Consider the following 17,695-nt stretch of genomic DNA (forward strand, 5'->3'; position numbering starts at 1 on the left):
CCGCTGCGCCCGGGGGGCCGCTCCTGCAACGCGGCGAACAGGGCGTCCCGGCGCCGGCTTCGTCGGTCCGGGCCAGCAACTCGGCGGCGTGCCACCGCGCGCGACCCGGTGACGGCACGCGCGGGACTCGGCCCGGAGCGGGTTCACCGTCCGATGGCGGACAAACGGGATGCGTACCGTCCGATTCCTTCACGAATTCTTGCGATAGACATAACATCAAATCAGTGCCATTCGGCATTACGCCTTCTCCTGACGCGCTAGCACGACTGATCCGCCACTTTGGTCACGTGAGCAGGCGCGATAACTGCTCCAGACAGTAGGATGACGGCCCGGGCCGTCTCGTCGGAGAGTCCGCCCGCCCGCGTGAGGCCGCGTAGGCATGGCTGACGAGACCGACCCGACAACCGCCGCCTTGCCTCCCGACGCCGCACAGGACCGCCTCGCCCAGCCGGTCGATGCCGAGCAGCCGCCGCGGCTGTCGTTCCCGGTCGTCGGGGTCGGCGCCTCCGCCGGCGGGCTGGAAGCGTTCTCCGAGTTCCTCGCCGCCATGCCGCCCGACGCCGGAATGGCGTTCGTCTTCATCCTCCACCTCCCGCCCAACCAGAACAGTCTGCTGGCCGACATCCTCGCCCGCCGCACCGCCATGCCCGTCCACGAGGTCGAGGACGGGCTCGCGGTCGAGCCGGATCACGTGTACGTTACCCGCCCGGGCCACGTCGTCGGCATCCGCGAGGGCCGCCTCCGCGTTGGCCCGGAGCTGGGCGGGCCGCGGGCCGCCAACCGCCCGGTCGACGACTTCTTCCGCGCGCTGGCCGAGGAGCAGCGGGAGCGGGCCGTCTGCGTGCTCCTGAGCGGCATGGGGTCCAACGGCACCGCCGGCGCGCAGGCGGTCAAGGCCGTTGGCGGGCTGTGCGTCGCCCAGGACCCGGACTCGGCTCAGTACCCGAGCATGCCCCGGCACCTGATTGACGCCGGGTACGCCGACTACATCGTCCGCCCGACCGACCTGCCGGACGTGCTCCTGACATACGCTCGCAGCCGGTACGCCACCGGCGGTCGGGAGGCCGACGCCCGGGCGGTGCTCCAGCAAGAGGGTCACCACCTCCGCGAGATCCTGGCCGTCCTGCGGACCCGCACCAAGCAGGACTTCGCCGGGTACAAGAAGCCGACCATCCTGCGCCGGGTGCAGCGGCGGATGGGGCTGCTCCGCGTGCCCACCATGAGCGAGTACGCCCGGCACCTGCGGCAGAGCCCGAACGAGGTGACGGGGCTGGCCGACGACCTGCTGATCCACGTCACCGGGTTCTTCCGCGACCCGGAGGCGTGGGAGGCCCTGCGGGAGCGGGTGATCGCCCCGCTGGTCGCCGCCCGGGAGCCGGGCGGCCCGGTGCGGGCGTGGGTGGCGGCGTGCTCGAGCGGGGAGGAGGCGTACACCCTGGCCATGATCCTGCTCGAGGAGTCGGACCGGGCGGACAAGCGGTTGGACATCAAGGTGTTCGCCACCGACCTGGCCGACCGGACCCTGGCCCACGCCCGGGCCGGGGTGTACCCCGGCGGGATCGAGAGCGAGATCAGTTCCGAGCGGCTGAAGCGGTTCTTCGTCCGGGAGGACGAGGTGTACCGGGTGCGCCAGGAGCTGCGGGACCGGGTGGTGTTCGCCCCGCAGAACATCCTCCAGGACCCGCCGTTCAGCCGGCTGGACATCGCCACCTGCCGCAACCTGCTCATCTACCTGGAGGCCGAGGTGCAGAAGCGGGTGCTGATGCTCCTGCACTTCGGGCTGCGCGAGGGGGGCGCCCTGTTCCTCGGCACGAGCGAGACGATCGGCGGCGCCGAGGAACTGTTCGAGCCGGTGGACAAGAAGGCCCGCATCTACCGTCGGGTCGGGCCGACCCGGCACGGGCAAGTCGAGTTCCCGCTGCCGAACCCGGCCCCGGCCCTCGCCCCCGCTCCCGACGAGGGGCGGGGCCAGGCGCCCCCGCGCCCGTCGCGCCCCGGCGACCGTTCGGTCGGGGACCTGACCCGGCAGGCGCTCCTGGAGCACCACACTCCGCCGGCGGTGGCCGTGGACCGCGACTTCCAGGTGGTGTACTACCACGGCGACACGTCCCCGTTCCTCCAGCAGGTCTCCGGCGAGCCCACCCGGGATCTGCTGCTCCTGGCCCGCGACGGGGTGCGCGGCGCGGTCCGGCTCGCGCTCCAGCACGCGTCGGCCCAGCAGCGGCCGGCCACGGTCCACGACGGCTGGGTCGAGCAGCCGGGGCGCCGGGTGCGGGTGGCGGTGAGCGCTTCGCCCGTGCCCACCGGTGCGCCGGCGAATCACTTCGTCGTCAGCTTCGAGGAGCGCGGCGAGGTGCCCGCGCCCGCGGCACCGAACGGCGAGGCAGGCGACCTGGCCCGGCTCCGGGCCGAGTTGCAGAGCACGATCGAGGAGCTCCAGACCAGCAACGAGGAGCTGAAGGCCTCCCACGAGGAGGCGATGAGCGTCAACGAGGAGCTGCAAAGCGCCAACGAGGAGCTGGAGACCTCGAAGGAGGAGATGCAGAGCCTGAACGAGGAGCTGCGGACCGTGAACGCCCAGCTCCGGGCCAAGATGGAGGAGCACCAGGCGGCCAGCAGCGACCTGACCAGCCTGCTCACCAGCACCGACATCGCGGTGCTGTTCCTGGACACCCGGTTCCGCATCCGCCGGTTCACCCCGGCCGTCCGCGACCTGCTCGACCTGATCCCGGGGGACATCGGCCGGCCGCTGACGGCCCTGGCCCGGAAGTTCGACGACCCGCATCTGGACGACGACTGCCGGGCGGTGCTGGAGCGGCTGGTGCCGGTCGCCCGGGAGGTGGCCGCGGCGGCCGGCCGGCACTACCTGCGGCGGGTGCTCCCGTACCGGACGGTGGGCGACCGCATCGACGGGGTGGTGGTCACCTTCGTGGACGTGACCGAGCGGAAGCGGGCCGAGGACGCGCTGGCGGCGGAGAAAGGGTACGCCGAGAGCATCGTCGAGACGCTCCACGAGCCCCTGCTGATCCTCCACCCGGACCTGACGGTCAAGGGCGTCAACCCGGCGTTCTACACGCACTTCCGGGTCAACCCGGCGGACACGGTCGGGCGGAAGGTGTACCAGCTCGGCAACGGGCAGTGGGACATCCCGGCCCTGCGGACGCTGCTGGAGGACGTGCTGCCGGACAGCAACGTGTTCAACGATTACGAGGTGACCCACGAGTTCGAGGGGCTCGGGCGGCGGGTGATGCTCGTGAACGGGCGGCGGCTGGACCACGTACAGTTGATCCTGCTGGGGGTCCGGGACATCACCGAGCGGAAGCGGGCCGAAGAGGCCCTGCTGGCGGGCGAGGAGAAGTACCGGACGCTGTTCGAGGCGATCGACGCGGGGTTCGCCATCTTCGAGATGATCTACGACGACGACGGCGCGGCGGTGGACTTCCGGTACGTGGAGACGAACCCGGCGTTCGGGCGGCAGGCTGGGCGGCGGCCGCGGCCGGGGCAGACCATGCGGGAGCTGTTCCCCGAGGCCGAGGACATGTGGCTGGCGGACTACGCCGAGGTCGCCCGCACCGGGCGGCCGAAGCGGTTCGTCGATCAGGCCCCCGGGCTGGGCCGGTGGTTCGACGTGTTCGTGTTCCCGGTCGCCGCCGGCCGGCTCGCGGCGCTGTTCCGGGATGTGACTGCCGAGAAGCAGGCCGAGGACGCCCTCAGGGCGAGCGAGCGGCGGTACCGCGCGCTCGTCGAGAGCCAGGTGGAGATGGTGGCCCAGTTCCGCACCGACGGGACGCTGCTGTTCGTCAACGGCGCCTACGCGCGGGTCTTCGGAACGACCCCCGAGCGGTTGACCGGCACGAGCTTCTGGGACCTGATGCCCCCCGAGGAACGCGCCGCCGTGCGCGCCCGGCTCGACGCGCTGACGCCCGACGCGCCCCTGGTGCAGATCGAGAACATGATCGCCGCGGCCGACGGCCCGCGGTGGACGCTGTGGACCAACCGGGCGCTGGCGTTCGACGCGGCGGGGCGCGTGGCCGAGGCCCAGTCGGCCGGGGTGGACATTACGGACCGGAAGCGGGCGGAGGCGGCCCTGCACGAGAGCGAGGAGCGGCTGCGGCTGGCCGTCGCCATCGGCGAGCTCGGCACCTGGGACTGGGACACGCGGACCGGGCAAGTGGTGTGGAACGAGACTCACTTCGCCATGCAGGGGTACGCCGTCGGCGAGGTGGCGCCGAGCTACGAGGCCTGGGTCGCCCGGGTCCACCCGGACGACCGCGCCGGCGCCGTGGCCGCCCTGGAGGCCGCCCGGGACGCGCGGGCCGTGTACCGCCACGAGTTCCGCTCGGCCCACCCGGACGGGTCCGTCCGCTGGCTCTCGGCCCGGGGCCGCTTCTTCCACGACGAGGCGGGCGCGGCGGTGCGGATGCTCGGCGTGATGCGGGACGTGACGGAGCAGCGGGTGACGGAAGACGCCTTGCGCCGCAGCGAGGAGCGGCTGCGGCTCGCCCTGTCCGCCGCCCGCATGGGCACCTGGACGTGGGACGTGGCGGCCGACGCCCACCGCCGGGACGCCAGCCTGAACGCGCTGCTCGGGCTCCCGGCCGAGGAGACCCTCGCCCCGTTCGCCGAGTTCCTCGCCCACATCCACCCGGACGACCGGGAGGCGGTGCGGGCCGCGTTCGACCAGTCGGTCCGCCTCGGCCGCCCGCTGAGCACCGAGTTCCGGGCGGTGTGGCCGGACGGGACGGTGCGGTGGCTCCGGGACCGGGGGGACGTGTTCGGCACCGCCGACCAAGCCCGGATGACCGGCGCGTGCGTGGACGTGACGGAGCGGCGGGAGGCCGAGGACGCGGTGCGGGCGAGCGAGGAGCGGCTACGGCTCATCCTGGAGAGCGCGACGGACTTCGCCATCATCACCCTCGACGCGGGCCGCGCCGTGACCACCTGGAACCCGGGGGCCGAGGCCACGTTCGGCTTCACGGCCGGCGAGATCCTGGGCCGGTCCGGCGACCTCGTGTTCACGCCCGAGGACCGCGCGGCCGGGGCGCCCGAACAGGAGGCGACCGAGGCCCGCGAGACCGGGCGGGCGGCGGACGAGCGGTGGCACGTCCGCAAGGACGGGAGCCGGTTCTGGGCGTCCGGGGTGCTCGCCCCGCTCGGGGCCGGCGGGGCCAACGGGTTCGTCAAGGTGCTCCGCGACCTGACCGAGCGGAAGCGCGCCGAGGACGAACTGCGGCAGGCGCGGGACGAGCTGGAGGTGCGGGTGAAGGCCCGGACGGCCGAGCTGGCGGCGGCCCTCGACGCGCTGGAAACGGAGATGGCACGGCGCCGGGACCTCGTCCGCAAGCTCGGCGCGGCCCAGGAGAACGAGCGGCAGCGGGTGGCGCGGGACTTGCACGACACGGTGGGCCAGCTCATGGCCGGGCTGGCGCTGGCGTTCAAGGCAGTCGAGCAGAGCGGCACGCTCCCGGCCGCGGCCGTCGCGCGGCTGGCCGACGCCCAGCGGGTGATGAACGAGCTGGGCCGCGAGGTCCACGGGCTCGCGGTCCGGCTGCGGCCGACGGCGCTGGACGACTTCGGCCTGGAGGCGGCGCTGGCGCAGCTCGTGACCGAGTGGTCGGGCCGTACCGGGGTGCCGGCCGAGTGTCACGCCGCCGGACTGGGACGGTTGCCCCGGGAGATCGAGACGGCCATTTACCGGATCACCCAGGAAGCCCTGACCAACGTGGCCAAGCACGCCGGCGCCGCCGCCGTCGGCGTGGTGGTCACCCGGCCGGGTGAGTTCGTGACGGTGGTGGTGGAGGACGACGGCGCGGGGTTCGATCCGGCGGCGGGGTTCAAAGGGCGGCTCGGGCTGCTGGGGATGCGCGAGCGGGTCGAACTCTTGAGCGGCACGATCGACATCGAGTCGCGCCCCGGCGCGGGGACGGCGGTGACGGTTCAGATCCCGGTAACACAAGACGGAGGCGAGTCGTGAACAAGCTGCGCGTGTTCCTCGTGGACGACCACCCGGTGGTGCGGGACGGGCTGCGGGCGCTGCTCGACGGCGAGGCCGACATGGAGGTGGTCGGGGACGCCCTCGACGGGGAAACGGCCGTCGGGCGGGCGGCCGAGCTGCGGCCCGACGTGGTGGTGATGGACGTGTCGATGCCGGGCATGGGCGGGATCGAGGCGACGGCCCGCATCCGCGCCGGCTGCCCGAACGTCCGGATCGTGGCGCTGACCGCGCACGAGGACCGGAGGTACGTGCAGCAGGCGCTCCAGGCGGGCGCGACGGGGTACGTGCCGAAGCGGGCGGCGGCGGCCGATCTGGTCGGGGCGATCCGCCACGCCGCCGCGGGCCGCACCTACCTGGACCCGTCGGTGACCGGGTCGTACCTTTCCGCGGAGCCGACGACCGAGGCGGCCGGCGACCACGGCCTGAGCGAGCGCGAGGTGGAGGTGCTCAAGCAGCTCACGGCGGGGTATTCGAACAAGCAGATCGCGGCGCGGCTCGAGGTGAGCGTCAAGTCGGTGGAGACGTACAAGAGCCGGGCGATGGAGAAGCTCGGCATCCGGTCGCGGGTGGGGCTCGTCCAGTTCGCGGTGCGACAGGGCTGGCTGACTGGCGGTTAGGAACACCGGTTACGCGAGCCGCAACCGAAACGCAAACAGCCCCGGCACCGCCGGGGCTGTTCCGTTGTTACTGCCTCTCACAACCACCCGCGATTACGGGCACGGGTTGCAGGTCGGCACGCACACCGGGACGTACCGCTTCACGCAGGTGGTCACCGTGTACGGCTCCATCGAGCAGGTGGTGTGCGGGACCATCCGGCAGTGGGTCTCGGGCACCACCTTGCAGGTGGTCACCGGCACGCAGCGGACCCGCTCCTCGCACACGTAGTTCACGCGGCACTGGCGGACCACCTGCTGCTTCTCCTCGCACACCCAGCGGCAGGTGGTGACGGGCACGTGCCGCACGCACACCTCCGGCACCTTCTCCACCACGCACCGCGTCTCGTACCGCACGTGGTCCTCCTTCACCAGCCGGCAGGTGGTGTAGCACACCTGCCGGGTGATCGTTTCGGGGACCATCGTGCAGGTCCGCTTGGTCACGTACCGGACGTGCTCTTCCTTCTCCCAGCGGCACGTCTTGTACGGGATCTCGCACGTCTTCACCTCCGGCACCGAGTAGCACCGGGTGCGGTTCACCATCTTCACGTGCTGCTCGGGCACCATCCGGCAGGTGGTGTACGGCTGGTAGCGCACGTGGTGCTCCGGCACGGTGTAGCACCGGTACCGGGTCTCGGTGCGGGAGCACTGCTCGGGCACCATCCGGCAGGTGGTGTACGGGATGCGCTGGACGTGGTGCTCGGGCACCTTGTAGCAGCGGGTCCGGGTCTCGTACCGCACGTGCTGCTCCTTCACCAACCGGCAGACGGTGCGGCTGCACGCCTTCATCTCCGTCTGGGCCACCTTGCGGCACACCGGCACCTGCACGGTGGTGCAGACCGGCTTGCACACCGTCTTGCACTCCTTCACCACGCGGCACTCTTCAGTCGGCACCCACACCTTCTTGCACACCGTCCGGCCGGGGCACTGCACGGTCTCGTGCGTCAGGCAGCCCGGGACGTACCGGCTGGTGCAGGTGCAGGGGTCGAACACGCAGGTGCCCGGGGAGCGCACCGCGCGGGTCACCACGGGGCCGGGCACGTACTCGGTCACCGTCTCGTAGTGGCCGCCGCACACCTTCTCGACGCGCTCGGTGACCACCGGCTCGGTCACGTAGCTGACCCGCTGCTGGGTGACGTAATCGACCTCGGTGCGGTAGGTGGTGACGGGCACGTAGTACGTCTGCGTCTCGTACTCGGGCCGCACCGTGCAGTACGGGACCGCGACCTGGTACTGCTGCGTTTCCGTGCGCCAGGTGGTGTACGGGATCTCGCGCACGTGCTGCTCGTACACCGGTCGCATCACCGTGTACGGGATCTCCACCTGGTACGGCTCGCGGACCGCGCGGTAGGTGGTGTACGGGATCTCGCGCACGTGCTGCTCGTACACCGGCCGGTTCACCGTGTACGTGACGGGCTCCTGGTAGTGCTCCACCACCGGGCGGTTGACCACGTAGCTGTGCGTGCGGACGTGGTGCTCCACCACCGGCTTCATCACGCAGTACGGCACGGCGACCTGGTACTCGTTGACGACCGGCTTCATCACCGTGTGCGACACGTCGCGCACGTGCTGCTCGTACACGGGCCGGGTGGTGCAGTACGGGATCGCCACCTGGAAGCTGCGCGTCACCGGCTTCATCACCGTGTACTGCTGCTCTTGCAGGTGCGTCTCGTGGATCGGCCGCTGCACCGTGTACGTGCGGACGGTGTCGAAGTGCTCGACGACCGGCCGCTGCACCGTGTACTTCTCGGTGGTGTAGTTGGTCTCTTGGACGGTCTTGTACGTCGTGTACTGCTCGGCCCGGTACTCGGTCTTGTAGACCGGGCGGTAGCACACCTGCTGGTGCTGCTCGACGACCGGCTGGTACTGAACGGTGCTGGTCACGACCGGGGCGGCGCACTGGTCCGGGGTGACGCAGCCGCGCGGGTACCGGCAGATGCCGCAGTGGCCCGCGAGGGCGGGGTCCGCCAGCCCCGCCAGGCCGCCCAGCGCGAGCAGCCACAGCCCGAGTTGCTTCCTCATGGTGTTTCCTGCGTCCCGGTGCAAATCCGTGATGAACGGGGCGACGAGCCGGCCCGCTGATGAGAAATGTGCATGACGTTGCGGCGTCACAACAGGCGGCTTATGCGGTTCGTGCGCAGGTCGCCGCGTCCGGTAACGGCGGAACCCGCCCAAAGGCGCCAACCGAACCAGTTCGCGCGGCCCGCACAAGCGGCACAACGCGACGAGTCGCGCTATTCCCACCAGATTCGGGGCGGGCGGATGGCGCGCGGCTCGCGATTGCTCAACACACGAATGGTGTGAGCCGACCGGCGCACTCGGAGCTTCCGCCCCTCATTCGCCCCGGAGTATCATGAAGCCCATGAGCACCCCGACCGTTCTCGACCGCGAAGAGTACATCGAGCAGGCGTACCTGTTCCGCACCGTGCGCGAGCGGGTCGCCGACAACCAGCCGGCGCAGGAGGTGTTCCAGCGCGTCGCGGACGAGTTGCTCTCCACCACGCGCCTCCCCTACGCCGTGCAGTTCGTGGCGTCGGAGCTGAAGCACACCGGGCTGTTGGCGAACGGGTTCGCCAAGCTCCCCCACTACTTCACCGCGTTCCAGGCGTTCGTTGTTCAGCAGGCCGAGGACGAGAAGTCCCGGCTGCCGATGCCGACCGCGTTTCTGATCCTCGAGCGCGAGGCCGCCTACCGGGCCAACCAGCCCACCCGGCCGGGGCTGTTCGTGTACCAGTTCGAGACGATCGCGCGCAACAGGCTCGGCTACATCGACGGCCTGGAGGCGATGGCCCGCGACCCGTTCTACGACGCCGACTGGCGGGGCTACTTCGACCAGTTGCGACGGCTGGTGGGCGAGAAGGACTTCAGCGACCTGGTGTACACGCATTCGGAGCTGTTCGTGTCCGAGGAGCGGCGCCGGAACCCGGCGTTCGAGCCGCGGCGGCGGGCCATTTTCGGCGAGAAGGAGGGGAAGATCGCGAAGGCGAGCCGCACGCGCGACCCGCTGTACCTGTTCGCGGCGCTCCAGCGGCAGTTGGGCTACCCGGAGGTGCCTCGGTACCGCGTCCGCGACGACGCGACCACGAAGATGGAGATCCTGCAAACGAAACTGCGCGACCTGGAGATGCGGCTGAAGCTGGTGGAGGGGGAGTTGCGCGGGAGCGTCGATCTGAGCCAGTTCGGCAAGCCGGACCTATTACGCGAGAAAGATGATTGATTCGACAAGCGATAGCTTCCGCCGCCCCTGCCCCGCGCTCGTGCTCACCGGACGGGGGCAACCGCGCGTTCAGCCCTCGTTTACGGTGCAGGTCTTGGTGTCTGTCTTGGCTTTTTTGTGGCACAGACATTCCTGTCTGTGCGGCATATGAAGGCCGCACAGACAGGAATGTCTGTGCCACAAAAACAAAAGCCGCCGCGCGTTCAGCTCTGAACAGGAAAAGTGAGTGCCCGCCGAACGTTTGCCGGACACAAGCCTCGGGGCGGCGCCGGCCGGCGTGTGCGGGCGACCAATTGTCATGAACAATTCGAGAATTATTAGCGCATATTCACAGAGGGCTGGCCGTACCGCCGCACGAAATCTATATTAGATTACAATCGACGCGGCGCCGCCCAGGCGCCGGTTTCCGTGCGAGCAAGTTTCCCCCCTCGAATCGGCCCGTTGGACCATCTTTCACCGATTGTCGCCGACTCCCCGAGCACAGAACATGATTGGCACCCCGAAAGCGCGCCCGCCGCGGCGCGGCTTCACGCTCATTGAACTGCTGGTGGTGATCGCGATCATCGCGATCCTCATCGGGCTGTTGCTGCCGGCGGTGCAGAAGGTGCGCGAGGCCGCCGCCCGCATGAAGTGCTCCAACAACCTCAAGCAGTGGGCGCTAGCGTGCCACAACTACCAGAGCTCCAACAACACCTTCCCGCGGCTCCATAACGACGCGCGCCGGGTGGGCTGGATGGTGGCGGTGCTCCCGTTCACCGAGCAGGAAGCGATCAACAACCTGATCAGGCAGGGCGGCACCGCCGCGTCCGTGGACGGCACCACCGCCTTCGCCGCCGGCCCCGCGGACGCCTGGAACACCAACTACAAGCCCTGGATGCAGGACATGTCGATCCGCGTGTGCCCGTCGGACCCGCAGACCGGGCAGGGCGGCGGGACGACCTACTTCACCCGCAACTCGAGCTACCGCGCGTCCCTGGGCGACTACTCGGGCGACTTCGGCCGGACCGACTACCAGCCGAACTTCCGCGGCGCCTTCCGCGAGGAGCGGGGCCTGACGTTCGCGGACTTCACCGACGGCACCAGCAACACCCTGCTGCTGGGCGAGGTGGCGATCTGCGCCGCCGGCGACACCCAGAACGCGAAAACGTCGCTCTGCCTGAACGCGTCCACCCCCGCCGGCGCGCTGGCGGCCGTTGACACGACGAACCGTCGGAAGTTGCGCAACCCGGGGGCCGACTGGTCCGGCCGGCGCTGGAACGACGCGATCCCGGTCTACAGCGGGTTCCACTCCGCTACGGCGCCCAACACGCCGTCGTGCCTGGGGTGGGGCAGCTCGGACACCAACGCCCCGCTGCTGAGCCTCGGGAGCTACCACTCCGGCGGCGCGATGGTCGCCCTGGGCGACGGCTCGGTGCGGTTCCTCGCCGATTCCATCGACGTGGGGAACGCGACCATCGCCATCTGGGACCTCAAGAGCGGCAAGAGCCCCTACGGCGTCATCGGCGCGATGGGGACCGTTCAGGGCGGCGAGACGGAGAGCTTCGGCGGTTGACACCGAACCGATGTCCCTTCACGCCCGAGACCAATGAGAGGACCGAATGAGCCACCGATTTTCCGCCCCGCTGCGGGCACTCGGCCTGCTTCTGCTAGCGTCCGTCGGGCCGCTGATATCCGGTTGCGGGGGCGGCGATGCGGTCGAGGTGAAGAAGGTTATCGGCCGGGTGACGTACAAGGGAGAGCCGCTCGGCGGGGCGCTGGTCATGTTCAAGCCGAAGGGCGGCTCCCGCGTGGCCTCCGGGACCACGAACCCGGACGGGTCATTTGAACTCGTCACGTCCGGGGCGACCCGCAACGGGGCGATGCCGGGCGACTACGACGTGCTGATTTCCAAAGTGGTCGAGGTCGATGCGAAGGGGAACGTGGTCGAGCCCGCGAAGCAGGAGTACAACCCGGCCGGGCGGCCCCAAGAGCGAACCAAGCAGAAGTCGGTGATCCCCGAGAAGTACAACGCCCCGAAGGCCCCGCTGCTCTCGGCGACCGTCACCGACAAGGACAACACGTTCGCCTTCGAGCTGACGGACTGAGCGCGTGATCCTCCCGCGCGTAGAGGTGGTTCGCGCGTCGGGCGCAGACCGCCCCCGGCTCTCTCCTCGCCGTGCTCGCCGGCCCGGTCAGCGAAGCTTCCGTGGGCCGGCGGGAGGGGAGGGAGCCGGGAACGCTGGTCCCGGCGCGAGAGGCGCACGCGGGGCATAGCCCCACCCCCGGCCCCTCCCTGAAGGGAGGGGGTGTACGCGCGGGTTGCCTCCGTGACAACCGGCCACGTTTCCGTCGGGTGAAACGTCTACTGGGCTATTCGGTACACGAGCACGCAGGAGGCGCCCCCGCGCCACCGCCGCCCTTGGCGTTCGAGCGACTCCGCCCCTCACGCCGCTACCGGATTCGGTCGCCGGAAGCTCGTTGTGCGCGACACCACCGGAGCGGCCCCCATCTCATAACGACGCGCCGCTTGTCAGGCGGGTTACGGTCGCTCGCCCCGGGCGAGTTTGGCGTTCAGGTCGGCGATCAGCGCCGGCAGCCCGCCCAGGTCGTTGATCGCGGCGTGCGCGCCGGCCTGTTTGTAACGCTCGGTGATGACTTCGCGACGGGCTGCGAGTTCGGCGGGCGGCAGCGCGCGGAGCTCGTCCGCACTCAGCCCCATCTCGTTGCTGGAGTCGATCACGCCGACGCTCCAGCACCCGGCGTTGCGCCCGTCCTCGATGTCGATGACCGTGTCGCCCACCTTCAACACCGCGGCCGGCGGGTACACGCCGAGCGCTTCCATGCACCGGAAGATCATCCACGGGGCCGGGCGGCCCGCCGGAACGTCGTCGGCGCAGATGTTGAAATCGGGCTCGTACCCCTGGCGCTTCGCGGCCCCGGCGACTGCGGCGGCGGCCTCGTGGAAGTAGCCGGTCGTCGCGGCCACCTTGATCCCCGCCGCGCGGACCGCGGCGACGGCCTCGCGGGCGCCGGGGATCAGTTCGCTGTACGTCACGGCGGCTTCCACCTGCCGCGGGGTCACGTCGCGGTACAGGTCCTCGACATCCGCCTCGGTCCAGTCCCGGCCGACGGCGGCGCGCCACTTCCCGCCCACCGCGTCGGTGCGTAGCATCGCGCGGATGTGGTCCTTCTTGTGCAGCCCCATCGGGCCGCGTGCCTCGGGCAGCGTCACGGTCACGCCCTTCGTGGCGAACGCGGCCACGAACGCCCCGGACGGGGCGAGGCACCCGAAGTCGATCGTGGTCCCGGCCCAGTCGAGCACCACCAGCTTGATCTCAGCCACGGAGCGAGGCCTCCAGGTACTTGCGGAAGTGGCTGTACGGCGGGGTCTCCATGCCGACCACCTTCGCGCGGTCGTCGTACTCGCGCACCTTGGCGGCGGCGGCGAAGTGCGGCTCCGCCTCGAACGCCGCGATCTCGGCCGGGCTCATTTGCCCGCCCTGGAGCTCGAGGCTTTTCACGGACGCTGGCGAGAGGATGCCCGGGTACGCGGGGTGCTTGCCGCTGGCGAGGTACCGCTTCGCCGGCACGTGCAGCCGGATCGGCTCGGTGACGGCCGGGCCGAACGCGTGCGCCAGGAACCGCGCGCCGAGCTCCTCGTGCCGGTCGTTGATGTTCTTGTCGAGGTAGTCCTCGCCGTGGCCGTGGAGCATGTGCCCGATGTCGTGGAGCAGCGCGGCAGCGACGATCTCGGCGGGCTGCCCCTCCTGCTCGGCGAAGTGCGCCCCCTGGAGCGCGTGCTCGAGCTGGGTCACGGCCTCGCCGTGGTACTCGGACCCGCCGCGCTCGGCGAACAGGCGGTCGATACGGGCCATCACGTCAGTGGGGGTCACGTTAATGGTTCTCCGGGGCGCGTGTGCCGTCTTCTTATGAACTCGCGCGCACACCCTTGCTCTCGGCGCGCGACTCCCGATAGTATCGGAAAGTCGGAGCCGCACGTCCGCCGCTCGCCTCGGGTGCTACCGCATGGCCGTTGAACTCCGCTGCCCGGAATGCCGGGCCAAGCTCAAACTAGACGAAGCCCCGGACGCCGGCACGGACATCGAGTGCCCCAAGTGCGGCACCACGTTCGTCGCGCCCGAGCCGGCGGACAACGAAGGCGACGACCGCCCCAAGAAAAAGAAGTCCGACGACCGCCCCAAGAAAGACCGGGATCGCGACGGGGCCGGCGAGGGCAAGAAGAAAGACAAGCCCGTCAAGGGCGCCGCCGACCCGAAGGCCCCGCGAAAGCGCAAGTCGAAGAAGCGCGAGACCAGCAAGGGGTTGCTCATCGGGGTGATCGTCGCCGGGCTGGTGATGCTCGCTTGCGTGACCGGACTCCTGGTCTACCTGCTCGGCCGCACACCGAAGTCGGTCGAGATGATGCACTACGTGCCCGAGGACGCCGATTCGCTGTCCGGGTTGAACCTGGGGCACGCGCAGAAGTACCCGGAGTTCTACAAGGCCCTCTCCGGGACGTTCGGCGGCAGCGAGTTCAAGCTCGCGGGCGACGGCATCGGCCGCGCGATCGGCGTCAACGACCTCGACGGCCTCGCCGACCACGTCCTGTTCGGGACCAACAGCAAGGGCCACTCCGCGATGGTGTTCCGCACCAAATCGGAGTTCAACGCCGACGGCTTGGGCAAGCTGCCCGGCGCGAAACAGCAGTCCCTCGACGGGCGCACCTACTACGCCGTGGACGGGTTCAGCAGCGGGGCGCCCCGGACGCGGGTGTTCGCCCCTACCAACCGGCTCGTTGTGGTCTGCCCGCAGGACGTGCCCGAACCGGTGTTCAAGAAGATTCTGAGCGGGAACGCGGGCTCGCAGGACAAAACCGCAGGATCGCGTATGGGGGACCTCGGCAAACGTGTCACCCGCGGTACGTTTTGGAGCCTGCAACTGTTCCAGGGCGACTCGAAGCCTCCGGCCGCTCCGGCCGCGGGCAAGGACGGTGCCGGCGGGAGCGGCGGCAGCGACGACGGCAAGGCCCAGCTCGCGCGCACCATCGCGGAGACGCTGAGCGGGAGCAAAGGGTACGGGCTCAAGGCCAGTATCGGCAGCCGCGAGGTGCGGTTCGAGGTCGTGGTGTGGTACGCCGACAGCGAGAAAGCGTCGAGCACCAGCCGGAAGTGGAAGGAGAGCGACCTGGGCAAGGGGGACGAGGGCACCCCGCCGCGCTGGTGGAAGAGCGAGGTCGACCCGCTCGGCAACAAGATCAAGGCGCAAATGCTGGCGAACATCGGGTGCGGCTCGTCCGGCGACCTGTTCTACGCCCGCTCGTCGGTCGAGTCCGCCGACCTGAAGGAGTCGGTGAGCAGCGTCGCGAACAAGTTCAACCCGCGGGGCGCGAGCGGGGGCGGAGGCGCGGGAATGCCCCCCACGCCGGGTGGCCCTGCCGGGCCGGCCCCGGGCGGTCCCGGGCCGAGACCGGGCGGCTCGAAGCCGCGCCGCCGCGTGCGGGCCTGCCGGTGACCGACGCCCTGGACCCGCACCCCGCGCCGCTGCCCGACGCCCCGCTCGCGGTGCTCGTCAGCGGCGGGCTGGACAGCGCCATCCTGCTCGCCGAAGCGGTCCGCGCGTGCCCCGCCGTGTTCCCGCTTTATGTGCGCTCCGGGCTGCACTGGGAGGCCGTCGAGCGCGCCTACCTGGAACGCTTCCTGGCAGCAATCGCGGCCCCGAACTTGCGCCCGCTGCGGGTTCTCGATCAGCCGACCGCCGACGTGTACGGTGCGCACTGGAGCACCACCGGCGAGGGGGTGCCCGGTGCCGACTCCGCCGACGAGGCGGTGTTCCTGCCCGGGCGCAACGTCCTCCTGCTCGCCAAGCCGCTCATCTGGTGTCATTTGAACGCGGTGCCGTTCGTCGCGACCGCGCCGCTCGGTACAAACCCGTTCCCGGACGCGACGCCCGCGTTCTACGACGGCTTCGCCGGGATCGTGAGTTCCGCGGTGCGTGGCGACGTGAGGGTACTGCGCCCGTACTCGGCCCTTCACAAGGTGGACGTGATGCGCCGCGGGCGCAGGCTGCCGCTGGAGCACACGTTCTCCTGCATCCGCCCCGTGCGCGGCTTACACTGCGGTGCCTGCAACAAGTGTGCGGAGCGCCGGCTAGCGTTCCGCGAGGCCCACATGCCCGACCCGACTGAGTACGCAGAGAGGTAAAGGAGAACGGCAAAAGACCGCTCGCCGGCCTTCTTTTGCCGTTCTCCCGGAGGGAACGATGTTCCGCGTGACGAAGGAAATCCACTTCTGCTACGGGCACCGGTTGCTGAACTACGCCGGGAAGTGCCGCAACCTGCATGGGCACAACGGGAAGGCCGTCGTCACCGTCGAGACCGAGTCGCTCGACGCCCTGGGCATGGTCGTGGACTTCACCGAGATCAAGCGCATCATCGGGAAGTGGATCGACGACACCCTCGACCACCGGATGCTGCTGCACCAGGACGACCCCATCATCCCGGAACTGGAGCGGCAGGGCGAGCCGTTCGTCGCACTGGACGCCAACCCGACCGCGGAAACCATCGCCCGGCTCATCTTCGATCGGGCCGTCGCACACGGGTTGCCGGTTACGGAGGTGATCCTCTGGGAGACCGAGAACTCGTTCGCCACGTACCGGCCCACCCCCGGGGTACCGTCGCGGCCGGTTGCGATGCGCGAGGTGGTCGGGGGCACGCCGCCCGCGGCGCCAGAGTGACCGGACGCGAACCCCTCGCGGCCGTATCCTGTCCCAACGAAGGACCTTCGACGTTGGGAGCAGAGCAGATGGACGAGGTGAACTCGCTGGACGAACTCCGGGCGCGCGTCGCGACGGCCCTCACCGCCCTCCAGCAGTGCGCCGACGAGGCGGCCCTTCGCGCCTGGAACACCCAGGTGTTCGGCGAGAAAGGGCTGCTGAAGAAAGCGATGTCGCTGCTCGGCAAGGTCCCGAAGGCCGAGAAGCCCGCCACCGGCGCCGAAGTCAACCGGATCAAGGAGTCGCTCACCGCGGCCTACGACGCGGCGTTCTCGGAGGCGAAGGAGAAGGCGCTCCAGCTCAGCCTCACCACCAACCCGCTCGACGTGACGCTCCCGGGCCGTGGGCGCCCCCGCGGGCGCCTCCACCCCGCGACGCAGATCCTGCGGCAGATCTACGCGATCTTCGCGGACCTCGGGTTCCAGGTGTACCGCACCAACGAGGTCGAAACCGACGAGCTGAACTTCGAGGCGCTGAACATGCCCGCGCACCACCCGGCGCGCGACATGTGGGACACGTTCTTCACCACCACACCCGGCGTCGTGCTGCGGACGCACACCAGCCCGGGGCAGATCCACGTGATGCGCGAGGCCGCGGGGAAGCCGATCCGCGTCATCCTGCCCGGGATGTGCTACCGGAACGAGGCCATCAGCACGCGAAGCGAGATCCAGTTCTACCAGGTCGAGGGGCTGGTGGTCGGCGAAGGCGTCACGATGGCCGACCTGAAGGGCACGATCACGGCGTTCGCGCGCCGGATGTTCGGCCCCGAGCGCCAGGTCCGCATCCGCAGCAGCTACTTCCCGTTCACCGAGCCGTCAATCGAAGTGGACATCGACTGGCCGAAGGACGACCCGAACCGCGACCGGCTGACGAAGGGCACGGGCTGGCTCGAAATCCTGGGCGCGGGGATGGTTCACCCGAACGTGCTGCGCGCCGGCGGGTACGACCCGGACAAGGTGACCGGGTTCGCGTTCGGGATGGGGCCGCAGCGGATGCTGATGCTCAAGCACGCGATCGACGACATCCGGCTGTTCTGGCAGAACGACCTGCGGTTCCTCAAGCAGTTCTGACCGAGCCCCG

At 70.1% G+C, this 17,695-nt stretch carries 12 protein-coding genes; 9 read left to right on the forward strand and 3 right to left on the reverse strand.

The window, feature by feature from the left end:
* Positions 1-379 precede the first annotated feature (379 nt).
* Entirely contained in the window at positions 380-5,974 is a 5,595-nt protein-coding gene (locus R5W23_RS16300; protein WP_320687208.1) for a PAS domain S-box protein, read from the forward strand.
* The gene (locus R5W23_RS16305; protein ID WP_320687209.1) at positions 5,971-6,612 is read left to right on the forward strand and encodes a response regulator transcription factor; all 642 of its coding nucleotides are present in this window, start codon (positions 5,971-5,973) and stop codon (positions 6,610-6,612) included. The genes R5W23_RS16300 and R5W23_RS16305 overlap by 4 nt, the downstream gene beginning before the upstream one ends.
* 93 nt (positions 6,613-6,705) lie before the next feature.
* Here R5W23_RS16305 and R5W23_RS16310 read toward each other — a convergent pair whose 3' ends face one another.
* Positions 6,706-8,670, reverse strand: coding sequence for a hypothetical protein (locus tag R5W23_RS16310; protein ID WP_261186803.1), 1,965 nt, complete (start codon positions 8,668-8,670; stop codon positions 6,706-6,708).
* 331 nt (positions 8,671-9,001) lie between these two features.
* On the opposite strand from R5W23_RS16310, the gene R5W23_RS16315 reads away from it, so the two are divergent.
* The 3 genes from R5W23_RS16315 (at position 9,002) to R5W23_RS16325 (ending at position 11,949) form a co-directional block, all read left to right on the forward strand.
* Entirely contained in the window at positions 9,002-9,865 is an 864-nt protein-coding gene (locus R5W23_RS16315) for a hypothetical protein (protein ID WP_320687210.1), read from the forward strand.
* Positions 9,866-10,352: 487 nt separating this feature from the next.
* Entirely contained in the window at positions 10,353-11,417 is a 1,065-nt protein-coding gene (locus R5W23_RS16320; RefSeq protein WP_320687211.1) for a DUF1559 domain-containing protein, read from the forward strand.
* A 46-nt stretch (positions 11,418-11,463) separates the two neighbouring features.
* Positions 11,464-11,949, forward strand: coding sequence for a carboxypeptidase-like regulatory domain-containing protein (locus tag R5W23_RS16325; protein WP_320687212.1), 486 nt, complete (start codon positions 11,464-11,466; stop codon positions 11,947-11,949).
* Between the two features lie 434 nt (positions 11,950-12,383).
* On the opposite strand, the gene phnX is transcribed toward R5W23_RS16325, so the two are convergent.
* Together phnX and R5W23_RS16335 are read right to left on the reverse strand one after the other, a co-directional pair.
* Positions 12,384-13,187 carry a phosphonoacetaldehyde hydrolase gene (gene phnX, locus R5W23_RS16330; protein ID WP_320687213.1) on the reverse strand — a complete coding sequence of 268 codons (804 nt, stop codon included), beginning with the start codon at positions 13,185-13,187 and terminating at the stop codon, positions 12,384-12,386.
* On the reverse strand, positions 13,180-13,737 hold the full coding sequence (locus R5W23_RS16335) for an HD domain-containing protein (RefSeq protein ID WP_320687214.1): 558 nt from the start codon (positions 13,735-13,737) through the stop codon (positions 13,180-13,182). Before R5W23_RS16335 ends, phnX begins: the two co-directional genes overlap by 8 nt.
* A 133-nt stretch (positions 13,738-13,870) precedes the next feature.
* On the opposite strand from R5W23_RS16335, the gene R5W23_RS16340 reads away from it, so the two are divergent.
* The 4 genes from R5W23_RS16340 to pheS all read left to right on the forward strand — a co-directional run bounded on the left by R5W23_RS16340 (position 13,871) and on the right by pheS (position 17,685).
* Positions 13,871-15,355 (forward strand): zinc ribbon domain-containing protein, encoded by a 1,485-nt coding sequence (locus tag R5W23_RS16340; protein ID WP_320687215.1) that lies wholly within the window; start codon positions 13,871-13,873, stop codon positions 15,353-15,355.
* Complete coding sequence (locus tag R5W23_RS16345) at positions 15,352-16,044, forward strand: 7-cyano-7-deazaguanine synthase (RefSeq protein WP_320687216.1); 693 nt, start codon at positions 15,352-15,354, stop codon at positions 16,042-16,044. Before R5W23_RS16340 ends, R5W23_RS16345 begins: the two co-directional genes overlap by 4 nt.
* 58 nt (positions 16,045-16,102) lie before the next feature.
* A complete protein-coding gene (locus tag R5W23_RS16350; RefSeq protein ID WP_320687217.1) occupies positions 16,103-16,576 on the forward strand; it encodes a 6-pyruvoyl trahydropterin synthase family protein in 474 nt (157 codons plus the stop codon).
* 77 nt (positions 16,577-16,653) lie between these two features.
* Positions 16,654-17,685, forward strand: a complete 1,032-nt coding sequence (gene pheS / locus R5W23_RS16355) for a phenylalanine--tRNA ligase subunit alpha (protein ID WP_407936135.1) — start codon at positions 16,654-16,656, stop codon at positions 17,683-17,685.
* Positions 17,686-17,695: the final 10 nt, after the last annotated feature.

The organism is Gemmata algarum (genome assembly GCF_034097035.1).
In the GTDB taxonomy this organism is placed as follows: Bacteria; Planctomycetota; Planctomycetia; order Gemmatales; family Gemmataceae; genus Gemmata; species Gemmata algarum.